At 44.5% G+C, this 19,504-nt stretch carries 15 protein-coding genes; 12 read left to right on the top strand and 3 right to left on the bottom strand.

Features of this window, described 5'->3' with window-relative positions:
• Positions 1-333: 333 nt before the first annotated feature.
• From dapB to GVO62_RS16550, 8 genes are all read left to right on the top strand, one after another.
• Positions 334-1,137 (top strand): 4-hydroxy-tetrahydrodipicolinate reductase, encoded by an 804-nt coding sequence (gene dapB / locus GVO62_RS16585; protein WP_159120198.1) that lies wholly within the window; start codon positions 334-336, stop codon positions 1,135-1,137.
• A 363-nt stretch (positions 1,138-1,500) separates the two neighbouring features.
• On the top strand, positions 1,501-2,631 hold the full coding sequence (gene carA, locus GVO62_RS16580) for a glutamine-hydrolyzing carbamoyl-phosphate synthase small subunit (RefSeq protein ID WP_159120197.1): 1,131 nt from the start codon (positions 1,501-1,503) through the stop codon (positions 2,629-2,631).
• Between the two features lie 13 nt (positions 2,632-2,644).
• Positions 2,645-5,866, top strand: a complete 3,222-nt coding sequence (gene carB / locus GVO62_RS16575; protein ID WP_159120196.1) for a carbamoyl-phosphate synthase large subunit — start codon at positions 2,645-2,647, stop codon at positions 5,864-5,866.
• Positions 5,867-5,983: 117 nt separating this feature from the next.
• On the top strand, positions 5,984-6,460 hold the full coding sequence (greA, locus tag GVO62_RS16570) for a transcription elongation factor GreA (RefSeq protein ID WP_159120195.1): 477 nt from the start codon (positions 5,984-5,986) through the stop codon (positions 6,458-6,460).
• A 346-nt stretch (positions 6,461-6,806) separates the two neighbouring features.
• Complete coding sequence (locus tag GVO62_RS16565) at positions 6,807-8,216, top strand: cytochrome-c peroxidase (RefSeq protein ID WP_159120194.1); 1,410 nt, start codon at positions 6,807-6,809, stop codon at positions 8,214-8,216.
• Positions 8,217-8,505: 289 nt separating this feature from the next.
• Positions 8,506-10,491: a methyl-accepting chemotaxis protein gene (locus tag GVO62_RS16560; protein ID WP_236547212.1), complete on the top strand. Its 1,986-nt coding sequence runs from the start codon at positions 8,506-8,508 to the stop codon at positions 10,489-10,491.
• 72 nt (positions 10,492-10,563) lie between these two features.
• The gene (locus GVO62_RS16555) at positions 10,564-11,103 is read left to right on the top strand and encodes an NUDIX domain-containing protein (protein ID WP_159120192.1); all 540 of its coding nucleotides are present in this window, start codon (positions 10,564-10,566) and stop codon (positions 11,101-11,103) included.
• A 91-nt stretch (positions 11,104-11,194) separates the two neighbouring features.
• Complete coding sequence (locus GVO62_RS16550) at positions 11,195-11,587, top strand: DUF3224 domain-containing protein (protein WP_159120191.1); 393 nt, start codon at positions 11,195-11,197, stop codon at positions 11,585-11,587.
• A 152-nt stretch (positions 11,588-11,739) separates the two neighbouring features.
• Here GVO62_RS16550 and GVO62_RS16545 read toward each other — a convergent pair whose 3' ends face one another.
• Positions 11,740-12,192: an Hsp20 family protein gene (locus tag GVO62_RS16545; RefSeq protein ID WP_105932012.1), complete on the bottom strand. Its 453-nt coding sequence runs from the start codon at positions 12,190-12,192 to the stop codon at positions 11,740-11,742.
• Positions 12,193-12,579: 387 nt separating this feature from the next.
• On the opposite strand from GVO62_RS16545, the gene GVO62_RS16540 reads away from it, so the two are divergent.
• The 4 genes from GVO62_RS16540 to GVO62_RS16525 all read left to right on the top strand — a co-directional run bounded on the left by GVO62_RS16540 (position 12,580) and on the right by GVO62_RS16525 (position 16,659).
• On the top strand, positions 12,580-13,761 hold the full coding sequence (locus GVO62_RS16540) for an acetate kinase (protein WP_159120190.1): 1,182 nt from the start codon (positions 12,580-12,582) through the stop codon (positions 13,759-13,761).
• A gap of 44 nt (positions 13,762-13,805) precedes the next feature.
• The gene (gene pta, locus GVO62_RS16535; RefSeq protein ID WP_159120189.1) at positions 13,806-15,950 is read left to right on the top strand and encodes a phosphate acetyltransferase; all 2,145 of its coding nucleotides are present in this window, start codon (positions 13,806-13,808) and stop codon (positions 15,948-15,950) included.
• A gap of 260 nt (positions 15,951-16,210) precedes the next feature.
• Complete coding sequence (locus GVO62_RS16530; RefSeq protein ID WP_159120188.1) at positions 16,211-16,459, top strand: type II toxin-antitoxin system Phd/YefM family antitoxin; 249 nt, start codon at positions 16,211-16,213, stop codon at positions 16,457-16,459.
• Positions 16,459-16,659, top strand: a complete 201-nt coding sequence (locus GVO62_RS16525) for a type II toxin-antitoxin system RelE/ParE family toxin (protein ID WP_159120187.1) — start codon at positions 16,459-16,461, stop codon at positions 16,657-16,659. The genes GVO62_RS16530 and GVO62_RS16525 overlap by 1 nt, the downstream gene beginning before the upstream one ends.
• A 262-nt stretch (positions 16,660-16,921) precedes the next feature.
• Here the strand turns inward: GVO62_RS16525 and lnt are convergent, their stop codons facing one another.
• Positions 16,922-18,436, bottom strand: coding sequence for an apolipoprotein N-acyltransferase (gene lnt, locus GVO62_RS16520; protein WP_159120186.1), 1,515 nt, complete (start codon positions 18,434-18,436; stop codon positions 16,922-16,924).
• A 104-nt stretch (positions 18,437-18,540) separates the two neighbouring features.
• Positions 18,541-19,398: a CNNM family magnesium/cobalt transport protein CorC gene (corC, locus tag GVO62_RS16515; RefSeq protein ID WP_105932015.1), complete on the bottom strand. Its 858-nt coding sequence runs from the start codon at positions 19,396-19,398 to the stop codon at positions 18,541-18,543.
• Positions 19,399-19,504 lie beyond the last annotated feature (106 nt).

Below are 19,504 nucleotides of genomic sequence, written 5' to 3'. Positions count from 1 at the left end.
GTGACTACAGCGTCACTCAACTAGGCTAAGAAAACAAGCCTGATGAGCGTTGAAGCGAGTAGGTTTATCGAAAGTATCTATCGAGTCTGGGGAGAATGAGTTTTAGTGTGTGAAGAGTGCAAACAGTGCATAAACTTCATCGAATTGTCTTTAGAACGATGTTATCTGAGCCTATACCCACGCTTTTCCGTGAATTAACACTGGACTGTATAAAAGCCAAGGGTTTACTACGTTTGTTGTTATGCGTATTTATTATGAAACTCGCATTGCAATAGTGGGGGTATTTGGCAAAATGCGTGCTAGTTGAAGGCAAATAAAAGTGTAATACAAATAATGAAAGTAGGATTGTTTGGCGCCAATGGGCGCATGGGGCGTGTTCTTATTGAAGCACTTGATTTAATTGATGATGCAGAACTTAGTGTTGCAACAGTGCGTGACGATTCTCCATGGGTCGGTTTAAACGTAGGCGAGCTCGCAGGTATTGGTAAGAAAAACATCGATTGCTCGGCGCTATCTGACTTAAGCGGAAATGACGCCGACGTGATGATCGATTTCACATTACCTTCTGTTATTGAAAGCAATTTAGCGTGGTGTGTCGACAACAACATGCCTGTCGTTATTGGGACCACTGGTCTCAACGACAGTCAACTTAATGCGTTAGATGAGGCGGCTAAACATATCCCAATTGTTTTTGCGGCAAATTATAGCGTTGGCGTAAATCTTATGTTGTCACTCGTTCGACAGGCGGCGAGCGTACTGGGTGAAACCGCAGATATCGAAATTACTGAAGCGCATCACCGATTTAAACAAGATGCGCCATCAGGTACGGCAATGGCAATAGGCGAAGCAATTGCCGATGAATTGGGCAGAGATTTAAAGTCATGTGCAGTTTATGGACGTGAAGGCAAAGAGCCAGAGCGAGACCAGGGGACCATTGGTTTTGCGACAATTAGAGCTGGTGACATTGTAGGTGAGCATACCGCGCTATTTGCAGACATAGGTGAGCGATTAGAGATAACGCATAAAGCGTCAAGCCGCTTAACCTTCGCTAAAGGTGCAGTGCATGCAGCAAAATGGTTGTATGGTAAGCAACCTGGTCTATACTCCATGGTTGATGTACTAGAATTGAAGCTTTAGATGGCCCTCTGTTACCTTGTAAAAAGCAAGCTAACGTTAGGGCGTTACTAAAGTGTTAAACTAAAGTTGCATTATAAATGAGCAATAAGCCGTACTTTCGGTGGTTCTGCGCAAAAAAGGTGGTATAAGCGTTATTTTAGTAAATTATTACAAATAAATTTGCCATTTTCGGTCAGTAATGTATACTCGCCGGAATTTGCCAGAATTTCGTATTCTGAAGCTGTCAAACCGGCTGAAGAGTGCGGTTTTATTAGCTGCAAAGATCGTAAAACGGGATGTATTGTTATCAATAACTCCCGTTTTTTGTGGGGTTTGTGCAAAAAAATGCGCAAACACATAGTTATCCTTAATCTGGAGGTTGACTTGGCTAATTCTGCCCTTTTGGTGTTAGAGGATGGTTCTGTTTTTAAAGGTACGGCGATAGGCGCTACTGGCTCCGCCGTCGGGGAAGTTGTTTTCAATACTTCCATGACCGGCTATCAAGAAATTCTCACCGACCCATCCTACGCTGAACAACTCATCACCCTTACTTATCCACATATTGGCAACACCGGAACTAACGAAGAAGACGTCGAAGCAGATAAAATCTGGTCGAAGGGTTTGATAATTCGTGATTTACCTCTTGTTGCTAGCAACTTTCGTCAACAGCAAACACTGTCTGAATACCTTAAAGCGAAAGGCGTTGTGGGTATTGCTGACATTGATACACGTCGCTTGACGCGTATCTTGCGAGACAAAGGTGCACAAAACGGCTGCATTATTTGCTCTGATGAATTAGACGAGTCTAGCGCCTTAGCGCAAGCAAAAGCTTTCCCAGGTCTTAAAGGCATGGATTTAGCAAAAGTCGTAAGCATCACTGAACCAAAAACATGGACAGAAGGTAGTTGGGAACTTGGCAAAGGTTACGTAACGCCAAGTGAAACTAAGTACCATGTCGTAGCATACGATTACGGTGTGAAAAACAATATTCTTCGCATGCTAGCTGACCGCGGTTGTAAAGTGACTTTGGTTCCAGCGCAAACGCCTGCCGAAGACGTGCTAGCCATGAATCCTGACGGTGTATTTTTGTCAAATGGACCAGGCGATCCCGAGCCATGTGACTACGCAGTTAGCGCAATTAAAACCATCGTCGAAACCGGTACGCCAGTATTCGGTATTTGTTTAGGTCACCAGTTACTTGCTATTGCAAGCGGTGCTAAAACAGTGAAGATGAAGTTTGGTCACCACGGCGCAAATCACCCGGTTAAAGACCTAAAGCGCAATGTAGTTATGATCACCAGCCAAAACCACGGTTTTGCTGTGGATGAGTCTAGCTTGCCAGATAACCTAGAAGTAACTCACATTTCGTTGTTCGACAAGTCGTTGCAAGGTATCCATCGCACCGACAAGCCTGCGTTTAGTTTCCAGGGTCACCCTGAAGCCAGCCCAGGTCCTCATGAAGCGGCGCCGTTATTCGACCACTTCATTGAACTTATTGAACAACACAAGCAGTAGGAATTAGCCCGCTATGCCAAAACGTACCGACATAAAAAGTATTCTTATCATTGGTGCTGGCCCTATTGTTATCGGCCAGGCTTGTGAATTCGACTATTCAGGCGCGCAAGCGTGTAAAGCCCTTCGCGAAGAAGGCTACCGTGTTATTTTGGTTAACTCTAACCCAGCAACCATCATGACCGACCCAGAAATGGCAGATGCAACCTACATCGAGCCTATCCACTGGGAAGTAGTTCGCAAGATCATCGAAAAAGAACGCCCAGATGCCATCTTACCTACAATGGGTGGTCAAACTGCACTTAACTGCGCACTGGAGCTCGATAAGCACGGCGTACTTGACGAGTTCGGCTGCGAGCTTATCGGTGCAACGGCAGACGCTATCGATAAAGCGGAAAACCGCGAACGCTTTGACAAAGCAATGAAAAACATTGGCCTTGAATGTCCACGTGCAGAAATTGCGCACACTATGGATGAAGCGCACGATGTGTTAAGCCGTATCGGCTTTCCTTGTATTATTCGTCCGTCTTTCACCATGGGTGGAACCGGTGGCGGTATCGCGTACAACATTGACGAGTTCAATGAAATTTGTACCCGCGGTCTCGACCTTTCTCCAACCAACGAACTACTCATCGATGAATCGTTACTAGGTTGGAAAGAATACGAAATGGAAGTAGTACGCGATAAAGCAGACAACTGCATCATCGTATGTACTATCGAAAACTTCGACCCTATGGGTGTTCACACCGGCGACTCAATCACTGTTGCACCGGCACAAACGTTGACCGATAAAGAATTCCAAATAATGCGTAATGCAGCCATGGCTGTACTTCGTGAAATTGGCGTTGAAACCGGTGGTTCAAATGTACAGTTCGGTGTAGATCCGAAAACGGGCCGTATGGTCATCATCGAGATGAACCCACGTGTATCTCGTTCTTCTGCGCTTGCTTCAAAAGCAACGGGTTTCCCTATTGCGAAAGTAGCGGCGAAACTTGCGGTAGGTTACACGTTAGATGAATTAGCGAATGACATTACAGGTGGCTTAACGCCAGCGTCGTTCGAGCCGTCTATCGACTACGTCGTGACTAAGATCCCACGCTTTAATTTTGAAAAGTTTGCCGGTGCTAACGACCGCCTGACTACCCAAATGAAGTCAGTGGGGGAAGTAATGGCGATTGGTCGTAACCAGCAGGAATCACTGCAAAAAGCCCTTCGCGGTCTTGAAGTTGGTGCGACAGGCCTTAATCCAATGGTTGATCTTGAAGACCCTGAATCACGCAATAAAGTGGTTTATGAACTTCGCCAACCGGGTGCAGAGCGTATTTGGTACATCGGTGATGCATTCCGTATGGGTATGTCTGTTGATGAGGTATTTAACCTTACGAATATCGACCGCTGGTATCTTGTTCAGCTTGAAGATCTTATTCTTCTTGAAGCAAAAGTAGCTGAGCTTGGCTTACCTGGTATTGATGCTGACTTTATGCGTGCCCTTAAGCGTAAAGGCTTCTCAGATGCGCGTCTTGCTGAATTAACAAAAGTGGCTGAGAGCGATATTCGTGAAACCCGTCGTGATTTTGGTATCTCTCCAGTCTACAAGCGTGTAGATACCTGCGCCGCAGAATTTTCTACCAGTACAGCCTACATGTACTCTACGTATGACGAAGAGTGTGAGGCTGCGCCAACTGATAGAGATAAGATTATGGTATTGGGCGGTGGCCCTAACCGTATCGGTCAAGGTATTGAATTCGATTATTGCTGCGTTCACGCTGCGCTTTCAATGCGTGAAGACGGTTACGAAACTATTATGGTTAACTGTAACCCTGAGACGGTGTCCACCGACTATGACACGTCAGATCGCCTATACTTCGAACCTGTAACTCTTGAAGATGTGCTTGAAATCGTTGCTAAGGAGCAGCCAAAAGGCGTTATCGTGCAGTATGGTGGTCAAACGCCACTTAAGCTTGCCCGTGCTCTCGAAGCCGCTGGCGTTCCAATCATGGGTACATCGCCAGAGGCGATTGACCGTGCGGAAGACCGCGAGCGTTTCCAGCAAATGGTTAACAAGCTTAATCTTAAGCAGCCAGCGAATGCTACGGTAACTAACGTTGAGCAAGCGCTAACTATGGCCGAAGAGATTGGCTTCCCGCTGGTTGTTCGTCCAAGTTACGTGCTTGGTGGTCGCGCGATGGAAATCGTTTACGACATCAAAGACCTTAAGCGTTACTTGAACGAAGCGGTAAAAGTGTCTAACGACGCGCCAGTATTGCTAGACCGATTCCTTGACGATGCTATCGAAGTTGATATCGACGCTATCTGCGATGGCAAAGAGGTTGTGATTGGCGGCATCATGGAACACATTGAACAAGCGGGTGTTCACTCTGGTGACTCTGCCTGTTCATTACCTCCGCACTCGCTTTCAAAAGAAATTCAGGATGTAATGCGCGAACAGGTAAAAGCCATGGCCCTTGAACTTGGCGTTGTGGGCTTGATGAATACCCAGTTTGCGATTAAAGACGGTGAAGTATACCTTATCGAGGTTAACCCTCGTGCAGCGCGTACGGTGCCATTCGTGTCTAAGGCAACGGGTGTTCCATTAGCGAAAGTCGCAGCACGCGCCATGGCTGGCGTTAGCCTTGCTGAACAGGGTGTAACGGAAGAAATTATTCCTCCTTTTTACTCTGTGAAAGAAGTTGTACTTCCGTTTGCTAAGTTCCAAGGTGTTGACCCACTGTTAGGCCCAGAAATGCGCTCTACTGGTGAAGTTATGGGGGTTGGTGATACTTTCGAAGAGGCATATGCTAAAGCGAATTTAGGCGCCGGTGCACCTTTGCCTAAAGAAGGTAAAGCGCTTATCTCGGTGCGTGAAACCGACAAGCCTAAAATCATTGAACTTGCTAAGGCCCTGGTTGCCGCTGGCTTCAGCATTGAAGCAACGCGCGGTACGGCAACTACTTTGTACGATGCAGGTATAATGAGCACGGTGGTTAATAAACTATCGGAAGGCCGTCCTAACATTGTTGACGCCATTAAGAACGGCGAATACGCCTACTTGATTAATACAACAGAAGGTCGTCAAGCTATTACCGATTCGGTTTATATTCGTCGTGAAGCCTTGGTGAATAAGGTAACTTACACCACCACGATGAATGCAGCATTCGCTACTATTCGAGCTAAGTCTGCCGATGACCGTAATAAAGTAGCTTCAGTTCAAGAACTGCACGCTAGACTTAAACACTAATGACATAAGCTAGGATACGAGGTATCCTAGCAATATTACATTTGTGTGAACGAATAAAAAGTGCGCCTTCGCGGCGCACTTTTCTGTTTAAATTACTAGCTAAGTGAGACAGTATTCATGAGTCAGTATCCAATGACAGCGCGCGGCGCTCAAATGCTGCGTGACGAATTAAATGAGCTAAAAACTAAAACACGCCCACGTATTATCGAGTCTATCGCCGAAGCGCGTGAGCATGGTGATTTGAAGGAAAATGCGGAATATCACGCGGCCCGTGAACAGCAAAGCTTCTGTGAAGGTCGTATCCAAGATATCGAAGGCAAACTTTCAAATGCACAAATCATCGACGTCACAAAAATGGAAAACACCGGAAAAGTGATTTTCGGTACTACGGTTACAATTCTTAATATTGCTAGTGATGAAGAAACGACCTATCGCATTGTGGGTGACGACGAAGCTGATATCAAGAACAACCTGATTTCGGTGAACTCACCTATCGCTCGAGGGCTAATAGGTAAAGAGCTTGATGACACAGTGACTATTCAAACGCCAGCGGGCGCAGTTGAAGTGGAAATCATAGAAGTCGAGTACATTTAGATTATTTCGCAATTTAAGTGAAAAACTAAAAAAATAGCAATTCGAAGTACCCCCAAATAATTGGATATTCCAATATTTGGGGTTTTTTCATACTTAAAAATAACAAAGTCTCTTAATCACTTTCCCACATCATTTCTCGAATGGTTTATAGACCTCAGTTTTTCAAAGGCGCGTGCTCCACGTTAAATTTGCAAAAATAGTGACAATCACTCGAAGTTTCTGCTTCGACCTACTATATTATTTATTAAACAATTTTAATAAGTGTGCTTTCAACTAGCACCACCGCTGCTTCGTGGCCCTGATGCTTTGAAATTTAAACTTCGTTGAATGTAGTCAAGGTGAAGTCATGAAGTCGATTCCTTATATTCAAAATGTATTGATACTCACTAGTGTTATTACCATATCGGGTTGTGGGGCGGATAAAGCGGTTACTGTCGAAGAAAGTTCGTTGTCTACGCAATTAATGACAACATTGAACGAGCAATTAGATGGCGGCGCGGTAGGGCTACTATTGCCTCAGTCTACAGATTTCTCAAGTATTCCCGCTGATCCAAATAACACCCTTACTGAAGAGAAGGTTTTTCTCGGTATGATGCTCTTTCATGAAACCGCCGTTGCAACGGAAGGTGTTCATGAGCAACTGGTCAACACTTGGTCATGCGCAAGTTGTCACCATGCCGCTGCTGGCTTTAAATCTGGTGTTGTGCAGGGAATTGGAGAAGGCGGAACAGGTTTTGGTGTTGCTGGAAAAATGCGTGTCTTAGCCGAGGGCTTTGATAAATCGAGCACCGATCCTAGTCTAGTTCCCGATGTTCAACCGCTAACTTCACCCAGTATTCTAAATACGGCTTATCAAGAAGTAATGCTTTGGAACGGTCAGTTTGGTAATCAGCATGGAGGGCTAGTTAATGCTAAATTACCTGATGAGATATTAGCTACGCCTGGTACGCCAAAAGCTGAAAATACTCGTGGTTTAGGAGGCTTAGAAACCCAAGCAATTGCTGGTACAAAAGTACATAGACTCAACACCTTCAACAACTCACTCGTCCAGCAAAATATGGAATATCAATTGTTGTATGAAGCTGCATTTCCAGAGGGGGGCGACGATATTCTTGAAAATATGGGTAAGGCAATTGCCGCATATGAGAGAACGGTACTAGCAAATCGAGCGCCTTTCCAGCGTTGGTTACAAGGCGAAGACGCAGCGCTCACTGACCAAGAAAAGCGAGGCGCTTTACTTTTCTTTGGCAAAGCGGGTTGCGCAAGCTGTCATACTGGCCCCGCGTTGAGCTCGAAAATAGGGGCTGCTAACGAAGAAATGTTTATGGCCATTGGCTTTGCCGACCTCGATACATCAAGCCCCACAATAACTGGTGTAGTAACTGAAAATGATGCCAAGGGTAGGGGCGGTTTTACTGGCAGAACAGAAGATAACTATAAGTTTAAGGTACCACAACTCTACAACTTAAAAGATTCAAATGTGTTTGGTCACGGTGGAAGTTTCACGAGTGTTAAACAGGTGGTGTTATACAAGAACGCCGGTGTGCCACAAAAAAGACTGGCGGATGGCATTATAGATGATCGTTTTGTGCCTTTGAATCTCAGTGACGACGAAATTGATGATTTAGTCACATTTTTGGAAGAAGGACTTTATGACCCGCATCTGGAAAGATATATACCCGATGCTTTGCCATCAGGAGCATGTTTTCCTGTAGCAGATGAGCAATCTAAGATAGACCTAAACTGCGCACTCTAGATAGAAATAGGCGCCAACCGGCGACGCAAAGCAAAGGAAAACAAACTAAGAACTTAGGTTCGTTACTTTTTGTCTTTTCATTACGATTTTTTGTGTAAGTCATATTCCCCATGACTGCATTAGATTTGTCTTTATTTGCCGCATAAAACACCGGTTAGATAATGGATTTGCGCTTATTCTAATGTTTCCTATACTGAGATGAACTGCCTATTTTTACGGCAATTGTAGGAGATATATCTTTCCTTATCCATCTTGTTGAGCAGTACTGTTTTACATGGAGTCTTTATTAGTGCGCTTGCTACAACGATTTTCTATTCTTCGGCTGTCTGTATTGGGTGCGGGCATACTATTAATTAGTGTTGCATACTTAGCTTTCAAAGATATCAAACGGTCGTTAGACGACACTCGAGCGGCTTCAGCCGATATTGAAATGATAGCGCTAATTGCCACTGTGGAGTCTGTGGCGCACCATCATGCAGTTGAACGAGGGTTAACGGCCGGCTACTTGGGTAACCCAACCCCTAAAGGGCGAGATAACGTTGAGGCTCAGCGAAAACAGGCGGATCACGCAGCAGCGCTGTTAACCTCATTACTGCAAAATGATAGTGCGTACGGCGATAGGGTAACCAAAATTCTTAACCCACTACTTGGTTACTTAGGTGATAAACAGGCGCTCAGACGAGAGGTGGATAGTCAACAAGGTACGCGGGCATTTAGGTTCTACAGTTCTCTTAACGCATCGGCGCTGAATGCCGCCACGGCATTAACGATGTACGTTAACAACTTAGCGTCAAAAGAACAGTTGTCCAGCGCCATTCTTTTAGCGCAGTTAAAAGAGCGATTGGGGCAACAACGGGGGAAAGTGAATGGCGCAATAGCGCGACAAGAGGCCAGCGATACCGTAATTAGTGAGCTAAAGCGTTATCAACAAGAAGTACAATATATTTCAGGAAAACTGGAAAACAGTTTACCTAACGACAGTGTTGAGATGTTCACGAGATCAATGACATCAGATGAAGCAACGTTGATAAACCGAACACTTAAAAACCTCAATTCAGGGAAAGTCGACGTTACTGTGCTTCCTACTAACAGCGAATGGTTTGGGGCAGCGACATCACAAATCAATGATGTTAAGTCGATACTTGACAATATTTGGGTACAAGTAAACAAAAATGCAAAAGACATGCACAGTGAAGCCTCGTTTGCACTGATACTTACACTCATCATTATTTTTGTTGGCATTGTGGTTATTACCCTCATCTATCGCGCGCTCTTATACATACTCAACACGCAACTCACCCGCCTTACACAAAATCTTTCAAAGATTGCCGAGAAAGGAGATTTGACGGTTGACGTAAAAATGCAGGTACAGAATGAACTTGGCACCGTGTCTATTGCGATTAATAAAACGATATTGGCACTTAAAGATTTAATCAGAGGGCTAGAGCAGTCTATTGACGCGAGTTCTCGCTTATCATCAGAATTAGAAGCCTCCTGTACGGAAATGGTACAGGATGCGGGAAAAACGCAACAACGCTCCCTTAATATCGCATCAGCGTTAGAAGAAATATCGGTAACGAGTACCGACATTGCTAAATCGGCCTTTGATACCCTAGCTGCGAGTAAATCACTGGATCAACTGGCAATCGAAGCTTTCGATATTAACGAGTCGGTCAGAACAGCGATGAAACAGTTAGAAGACGACATGAAAGATGTTAAGGATAATGCTGCGGCTATGGAAAAGCAGGTGACCGATATCAGCAGCATACTTGAAACAATCAACACTCTCTCAGATCAGACAAACTTATTGGCGCTTAATGCAGCTATAGAGGCTGCCCGCGCAGGAGAGCACGGCAGAGGATTTGCCGTTGTTGCCGATGAGGTGCGCAAACTCGCACAGAGCAGTCGAGATGCTTCAGCTCAAATAGCCACGCTGCTTACGGCGCTTCAGCAAGCAAGTTTGGTGGTTGTGCAGGACGTTAATAAAAATGCGTTGGCAGTGAATAAGTCAGTTGAAATTACCGGAAGGGGGCGAGAAACAGCTAGAAAGGTAAAAGACGCCGCATCTAACGTTGAGCTAATGGCCAACAGCATGTCTGCGGCGGCAGAACAACAGTCAGTTACCACACAAGAAGTAGCAAAAGACATTGTTGACGTTGAAGCTGCAGCAAAGCATGAAGTCGAGTTAGCCCAAGCGTTATCAAAACTATCTCATTCAATGAAAGAGAACAATTTAGTACTCAGTCGAACTATCGCTAATTTCACAATTGACTGAGTAATCTCCATCGCCCACTATGTCAGTCGAGTAACGTTATTAAAGCACTTGAGTGCACTGATAAGGACGACAATGGCAGACATTGAAACACTTCATTCACAAATAGTATATGAGAACAAATGGCTTCGGGTAAGGGAAGACAAGATACGTCGAGCTAGCGGGAATGAAGGTATATACGGTGTGGTGGAGAAGCCAGATTTCGCCATTATCTTACCTATCCAAGGCGATACGGTTTTCATGGTTGAGCAATACCGCTATACCATTAAACAGCGTCAGCTTGAGCTACCGCAGGGCGCTTGGGAGGCGAATCCGGACGCCGATCCTATTGAACTCGCAAAGGGTGAACTTGAGGAAGAGACTGGGTTAATCGCAGATTCAATGGAATACGTAGGCTTCCAATACTTAGCTTATGGGTTTTGCGACCAAGGTTATCATATTTATGTAGCGAGGGGACTCACTCAAGGTAAACAGAAACTCGACGAAGAGGAAGAAGACCTGCGAGTTGTGCCTATTACGTTTACCGAGCTAAAAGAAAAAATAATCAGCGGTGATATTAAAGATGCGAGCACTTGCAACGCAGTGGGTTTAGCAATGCTTAAAGGGCTTATATAAACACTCTGTTACAATTTGCTGGCTGTTTTATTGTGACTGACAAGCTAGGGTTTACCGACTTAAGTTTACTAACAATTATAAAGAGAACGCCATGGCCTTCGAGGGAAGCTTTTCCATTTTAAAATGGAATGAAGAAACACTTAAAGAAAAGTCAGAAGGGATAAAAACATCTCATGCAAGCATCGAGCAGTCGTATACAGGCGGCATGGTTGGAGAATCAACCATTGAGTTTTTGATGTCTTATCAGGCGCCTACGTCTGCACAATTCACAGGCTTTGAAAGTTTTATTGGTGTTATAAATGGTTTAAGAGGAACTGTAACTTTTCAACATATTGGTAGGTTCGACAATGGTGTTGCGAGTAGTGAATTCGCTTCCATAGACGGCTCGGCTACCGGTGAGTTAGTTGGGAAATCAATTACGGGTCACTTTAAGTCGGGAGAGTCTGGTAAAGCAGAATATGTCATCGAACTGAATGAAACGTAGGTTCTTAAAAGCGATATTAAATGAATACCCATGCTGACTTCTTAGTTGGCCAATCCTATCGATGTGAAAACAACGAAATGTATCAATTTCAAACACAAAAAAACGGCGCCGTAAGGCGCCGCTAAAAGTTGGGAAACAAACCAAGAAGTTAATTACTGATTTTCAAGTAGGCGAGAGCCAATCTCTATTTGACGCGGCTTCTTGGCTTCAGGTATGACTCGCTCCATATCGATATGAAGTAGGCCGTTTTCCATGTCTGCAGCTAACACTTTCACGTGATCACCAAGCTGGAATTTACGCTCAAAGTTACGCTCTGAAATGCCTTTGTGTAAGAACTTACGTTCTTTGCTTTCTTTGTCTTCCGTTTCCGCTTTCTTCGTGCCAGTAATGGTTAACGTATTCTCTTCAACTTGAATTGAAACGTCATCTTTACTGAAACCTGCAATTGCCATGGTTACGCGGTATTTATCATCACCGAGCAACTCGATATTGTATGGCGGATAAGTGCTCTGTTTCTCTGCTCGAGATGCTGCATCGATAAGTGATGCTAAGTGGTCAGAGCCAATGAATGAACGGTAAAGTGGAGATAGATCGATAGTACGCATAGTCATATCCTCAAAATTAAGCAATATGTTTAAAGTTTAAATGCCCCGACTTTGCGGCGGCGGTTTTGTCGACCTGACCTTTCAGCGCCGACAAAACATACATAGGAATGGCCGAAATACTTTTCAAGCAAAAAATTTAAAAAAATTTCAAATTAACTTCTTTTCAATGGTTAAGTTTCAGATTTTATTGACTAATTTTTTGGCTTTTATTAATGGGCGCATCGGTAAACCTGTTTTTAGCTTTAATCAAGCGAAAGTCGCGTAGGTAAAACAAATATTCGAAAGTTTTTATAAAACATTTAGCATTACTTTAACTAACTAAAATGTTTATAAATGCTACAGTTAGCGCTAATAGAAGTTTACCACTTACATTTGTAAAATTTGAACATGAAGAAAGAAGTTATAGTTTTAAATTGCGGAAGTTCATCCGTTAAGTTTGCAATTATTGACGCTGAAACTGGCGAAGCAGGACTGTCGGGTATTGCCGAAGCACTGGGCAACAGCGACGCAAGTTTGTCATATAAGCTAAACGGTAAAAAAGAAAAGCAGGCGCTGCCAGAAAAAGCGGGCCATACCGAAGCGCTTGATGCAATTTCTAAAGTTATCGCTAGTACTGGCGTTCAGCCTATAGCCATTGGGCATAGGGTGGTACATGGCGGTGAAAAATTCAAGCAAGCAGCACTGGTTGATGACAGCGTCCTCGAGGCAATCGAAGACTATGCGAGCATGGCGCCGCTTCACAATATGGCGAATTTAAAAGGTATCTTCACTGCACAAGCGGCATACCCAGATTTACCTCACGTGGTTGTGTTTGATACTTCTTTCTTTCAAACCTTGCCGAAGAAAGCCTTTATTTATGCTTTACCTATGTCGCTTTATCGCGAATATGGCATCAGGCGCTATGGCTTCCACGGCACGAGTCATAAGTTTATCCTCGATAGCATGGCGAAAATTCTTGATAAGCCTGTGTCAGACACCAGCATCATCAGTGCGCACTTAGGTAATGGTTGCAGTGTGTCGGCTATCGAAAAAGGTCAAGCAGTAGATACAAGTCTTGGCTTTATCCCACTTGAAGGTTTAGTCATGGGGACTCGCTGTGGCGATCTCGATCCAAGTTTACCTGGCACGTTACAGAAAAAGTTAGGTAAAACGGCAGATGAGATCAGCGATCTTCTTAATAAGCAGTCAGGATTGTTGGGTATTTCAGAGCTAAGTAATGATTGCAGAACGCTAGAAGATGCAGCGTTAGAAGGGCATGAGGGCGCACAGTTAGCAATAGAAATCTTTTGTTATCGTCTAGCAAAATATATTGCGGGTTATATGGTTGCAGTACCAACATTAGATGCCATTGTATTTACAGGCGGTATAGGCGAAAACTCTTCGCTTATTAGAGAAACGACCATGGGATATTTTGCTCACTTTGGCATTACTTTAGATGAGCAAAAAAATACCGTTGCGCGATTTGGTCAGGGCGGCAAAATATCAACAGAAAATGCATCTACAGCCGTTTACGTAGTACCTACTAACGAAGAGTGGGTTATCGCCGCAGAAGCTGCAACCTTCGCCTAAACTAAATGCGCTAGCGCATTGAATAAGTAAAACCAGGAGTAACTATGTCTCGCAGAATTATGTTGATCCCCGTAGGCACTAGTGTGGGCCTCACTACGGTCAGCATGGGCCTTGTTCGAGCAATTGAAGAGCAGGGTATAAAGCTAAATTTCTTCAAGCCTGTGGCTCAGCCACGAAGAGGCGATAACGGTGAAGAGCGTTCAACCGCCATCATCGCTCATCACGCTAGCGTGTCGCCTATTACGCCATTTGAGCTTGACTACGTTGAACGTATGATAAGTAATGACAGTATCGATGAATTACTTGAAGAAATCATTGAACGCTTCGAAGAAAATAGCGAGCAAGAGGCGGTAACCGTCATTGAAGGTTTAGTGACAACGCGACACCATCCTTACGCCGAGCGTTTGAATCTAGAAATAAGCCGTGCTCTTGATGCTGACATTGTATTTGTCGCCGTACCTGGAAACGATACCATCACTGATATCAATCATCGTTTGGAAATCGTGGTCGACACTTACGGCGGTCATAAAGGGCAGAAGGTAGTGGGTTGTATCTTCAATAAAGTCAATGCACCGTTTGATGAGCATGGAAGGCTTCGTGCCGATATCGGCGCAATAGAAGCGCCCGAACATGACGAAGAGCGTACGCAAGCACTTCGCAAACTCCCCATCTTCAGAAAAGGCTTAAGTTTACTCGGTACCATCGATTGGAGCGCTGATTTAGTATCTCCTCGTGCGACTGATGTAGCTAAACACCTCAAAGCGACACTGCTTAATGAAGGTGAGCTTTCTGAGCGTCGTTTAAGCAGTGTAACCTTTTGCGCGCGCGAAATTCACAACATGACCCATACCCTCAAACCAGGTGCGTTATTGGTGATGTCGGGTGATCGCGGTGACGTGTTTGTATCCTGTTGTCTTGCGGCGCTAAACGGTACCAAGTTAGGCGCACTACTGCTTACGGGTGGCTACCAGCCGGATGAAAATATTATGGCCTTATGCAGCCAAGCCATGGAGACGGGCCTGCCTGTAATGCTAGTAAACTCTAATACGTGGCAAACAGCACAAGCGCTTCACGCTTTTAACCAAGAAGTGCCAGTTGATGACAGTCAACGCATAGAAAAGGTAATGGTTCACACAGCGGAAAGTCTGGACGCTAGTTGGGTAAATTCGCTTACCCAAAAAGTATCTCGTCAGAAAAAGCTTTCTCCCTCGGCGTTTCGCTTTTATCTCACCAACCGTGCAAGACAGGTTAACAAGCGCATTGTACTGCCTGAGGGAAATGAACCGAGAACCGTTGTTGCAGCGTCTATTTGCGCAAAGCGTGGGTTGGCTAGACCTGTTTTACTTGGTGATGAAACTGAGATAAGGCGCGTAGCTGAACAGCAAGGTGTTGTACTTAGCGATGGCGTGGAAATTTTGTCGCCTAGCGCCATTAAGAACGATTATGTGAATGGTTTGGTTGCGCTGCGTGGTCACAAAGGGGTGACTGAGGTGGTTGCGCAAGAGCTTCTAGAAGACAACGTGACTTTAGGCACGATGATGCTTCAGCAAGACGATGTAGACGGTTTGGTTTCTGGAGCGGTTAATACTACGGCCAATACGATTCGCCCGGCGCTTCAGCTAATTAAGACTGCTGAAAACGCGTCTTTGGTGTCGTCAGTATTTTTCATGCTATTGCCTGATCAAGTTTTGGTTTACGGTGATTGTGCGATTAATCCTGATCCTGATGCAAAACAACTTGCAGACATTGCTATACAGTCTGCTGAATCAGCGCAGATGTTTGGCATAGAGCCAAGGGTTGCTATGATTAGCTACAGTACAGGCTCGTCAGGTGCAGGTAGTGACGTAGAGAAAGTGCGTGAGGCAACCAAAATTGCGCAAGAACTGCGCCCTGATTTACTGATTGATGGTCCGCTTCAATACGATGCGGCGGCCATTGAAAGCGTAGGTAAGAGTAAAGCGCCAAATAGCCCGGTTGCCGGTAAAGCAAACGTGTTTGTTTTCCCAGACCTAAACACGGGTAACACCACGTATAAAGCGGTACAGCGTAGCTTCGACTTGGTGTGTATTGGCCCAATGCTGCAGGGCATGAGAAAGCCAGTCAACGATTTAAGCCGAGGTGCGTTAGTGGATGACATTGTATTTACCATAGCTCTTACCGCTATTCAGGCGGCGGGTAATCAACGGTAATTTGTGTATCTAATCCATATATATAAAATGATAGCGGCGCCCTATGTCAGGCGCCGTTTTTTTGACAGCAATATAACCACTACAAATGCTTATTCAACCGTTGGTACGAGTTAGGCAAATTTATGTCGTATTCTAATGTATGGAGCTTGAATTGATGTTTGTTGCGTTGACCACATTGCAACGATTGCAAGTTGTTATTGAACAAAATAGCTAATTTGGCTATTTTGTCTTATCCAAATCTAAAGTGGGGAATCAGGTCTATGAAAGTCATTTCAGCAACTGAAGCTAAAAATTCATTCGGGGAGCTCCTAATGAGTGCGCAATCTGAGCCTGTCTCAATTACCAGAAACGGTAAAGAGCAAGGCGTATTATTGTCCAGTAGAGAATACGCAGCGCTAAAGCGTCAAGCGCTAGTATTGGCTGTCCAAGAAGGTAGGAAGAGCGGTAGCGCAGGGGCTTTAGACATCGAGGTGATAAAAAATGAGGCCAAGCAACGAGCTGATTGTTGATGCAAATTACGATATCAAATCTTGCAAAAGAGGATTTAATCGATATCTGGCTTTATGGTCATAAAGTGTGGGGTGAGTCATTAGCCGATAGATACCTAGATGACCTATACGGTGCAATTTCTTCACTTTCCTCAAGTCCTTTCCGTTACCCAGAATATAAAGATGAAAATGTTGCTCCGTTTAGACTTATGCCGATATAAAATCACTTGGTAGCCTATGAAGTGAGTGGTTCAAATATCTTCATCGTGCGCATATTACACGAAAGTATGGATACGGTTTCCAGATTGTCGGTGAGCCCTCAGTCATCAAAGTGACTAGAAATAAGTCATTGTTTAACCACATCGCACTTTATTAGCGGACACGTCTGTTCACTAAATAACAATTCTCCAACTCAGAGCAGCAAATGCTTTAGCTCATATGTTTTCAGTTTTCCGTAACCCCTTCATATCATGCTGTATAGCTCTAGTTTCGGTTTATATGTGACCTCTTAAGTATTATCGCAGAAGCTAAAAGAAGTAACGTCAATAGCCAAACACCCAACTCCTGTAAATGGTAATAGGGAGTGAAACCGCGAGTTACAACAACTGGCGCTGAAATATTACCTGCTATGAATTGTGGCAACCGCGCCGTAATGTGACCTTTATGATCGATAAAAGCAGTAATACCATTGTTGGTCGCTCTCACAACCGGTCGCCCCAGCTCAAGTGCGCGCATTTGCGCAATTTGTAAATGCTGAGCGGGGCCATGGGAGTGCCCAAACCACGCGTCGTTACTTACGGTAATGATCATGTCTGTATCTTCATATACATTTGCCATCACTTGGTGAGGAAACGCAATTTCAAAACAGATAGCGGGCGCTAAGTGAATGCCGTTAGCTTCGAGGTTGGCTTGCTGATAATCACCGCGAGAGAATGATGACATGGGTAAATCAAACAGCGGGGCGAGGGGGCGCAGCCAGTCTTCAAAAGGTACAAACTCACCAACCGGTAGAAGATGGTGTTTTGAAAAGCGGTTATTGTGAAAATACTGGTAATCGGGGTAGGCGGCATCGGGTGTTCGCTTGCCCAATACAATTAGGTTGTTCCAAGCCTCGTCGGTTTCCCAATTATAATTTACGATGCCGCTGATAAGCGCTGTGTTTTCCTGAAATGCTCTTTCGTTAACTTTAGCAAGATAGGGCTGTGCTAATGGTTCTAGTTTCGGTACGGCAGCTTCGGGCCAAATTATAAGGTCGTTATCCCATAGACTTTCGGTTAGCTTCCAGTATGTATCCATAGTAGGACCATCTTGCTCAGGCACCCATCGTAAGCTTTGTGCAATATTGCCCTGGGCCATGCCTACCGAGTAGGTCTTTTCTGGCGTAACCCAAGTGTGCTGCTTTAAAATGTAACCGCTTATAAACAGGCAAAGTACAACAAGTGTAGCGTTTGCAAGGCTTCGCTTATTGTTTATTAATGCAAATAAGGTGGCGCTAATAATGATAAGCGCACTTATTCCCGTTTCCCCGATAATGGGTGCAAAGCCAGACAATGGGCTTTCTAGCTGGCTATAGCCCAGCGATAACCATGGAAACCCGCTTAACATCCAGCTTCTAAGCCACTCGGCTACAACCCAGAAAAAGGGAAGTGCCATCGGCCATAATCGGGGCGAAAAATATTTTGCGGTGAGTTTAGTGGCAAGGGCAGGGTACAAGGCTAAATAACCGCAAAGCAGCGCCATTAAACCAATTGAAGCAACAAGCGGTAAGCCACCAAAATCAGCAATGCTTACGTGAACCCAACTTATGCCTGCGCCAAACCATCCCGCGCCAAATAGCCAACCAGCAAGAAATGGGCGGTGCCTAAGCTTTATGACCTGGCGAATAGCAAGTGCAAATGCAGGAATAGTCAAAAGCCACATGTTAAAGGGAGCAAATGCCAGCGTTAAGCTCGCACCGCTTAGAACAAGAATAAGGTGGGGGAAAAACCGTTTCAGCATAGGTGTCATCTGATTGTGGTTAATGGGTTCGTAGCTTCAGCACAAGAATACGGGTTTGAAGCTGCGTAGCCTTGTGCTGAAACAAGATGGGTCTCGCTGATTTACTATTCCAGCGAAGGTACTGAAACCTTTAGTTGAATAAGACGGCGTTTATCAGAGTTAGTGACTTTAAACAGAATATCGCCAATGGTGATCTCATCATTAGTTTCAGGCATATGACCAAACGCTTTTAGCACAATACCACCAATGGTGTCGGCTTCTTCTTCGCTAAACTTTGTTTCAAAAAATTCATTAAAGTCATCTACAGGAGTCAGCGCTTTTACTGTGTAGGTCGACTTATTTAACGGGCGAATATCGTCAGTACCATCTTCTTCGGTATCGTATTCATCTTCAATTTCACCCACGATAATTTCGAGAATGTCTTCAATAGTAACTAGGCCAGACACACCGCCGTATTCGTCCACAACAATGGCCATGTGATAGCGCTGCTGACGAAACTCTTTTAATAGAACATCAACACGTTTGCTTTCAGGCACGATAACTGCCGGGCGTAAAATATCTTTTAAATTGAATTCTTTCTCTGCGTTAAAGGCAAACGCGAGTAGGTCTTTAGCAAGTAAAATACCTTCAATGTGGTCTTTATCTTCGCTAATTACGGGAAAACGGGAGTGGGCAGATTCAAGCATGAGAGGTAGAAACTCTTCTACCTTTTTCTCAACATCTATGGTGGTCATTTGAGCGCGGGGGATCATAATATCCCTCACTCGCATTTCATTTACCCCAATTACCCCTTCAATCATTTCGCGGGTTTGTGGGTCTATGATTTCGTTATGTTCTGCATCAGTTATAACCGATACTAACTCTTCTTTACTTCTCGGCTCGCCAGAAATTGAATTTTTTAGTTTATCTAACCAACTCTTGCCTGAGGAGCCGTTGGTAGAGTGAGGATTATCGTCGCTCATAATGTCCGTTTAATTGTTAGTTCAACGCCAACGTTAAAATGGTTCGTGCTGGTCGTCAATGGTTTATTATTGTTAACTGTAAAATTTCATATTTAACAACCGCTTG

Source organism: Alteromonas sp. KUL150, from assembly GCF_009811475.1.
GTDB classification, from domain to species: Bacteria; Pseudomonadota; Gammaproteobacteria; order Enterobacterales; family Alteromonadaceae; genus Alteromonas; species Alteromonas gracilis.
The sequence above is the reverse complement of the archived record's forward strand: the minus strand, read 5'-3'. Positions and strand labels throughout refer to the sequence as shown.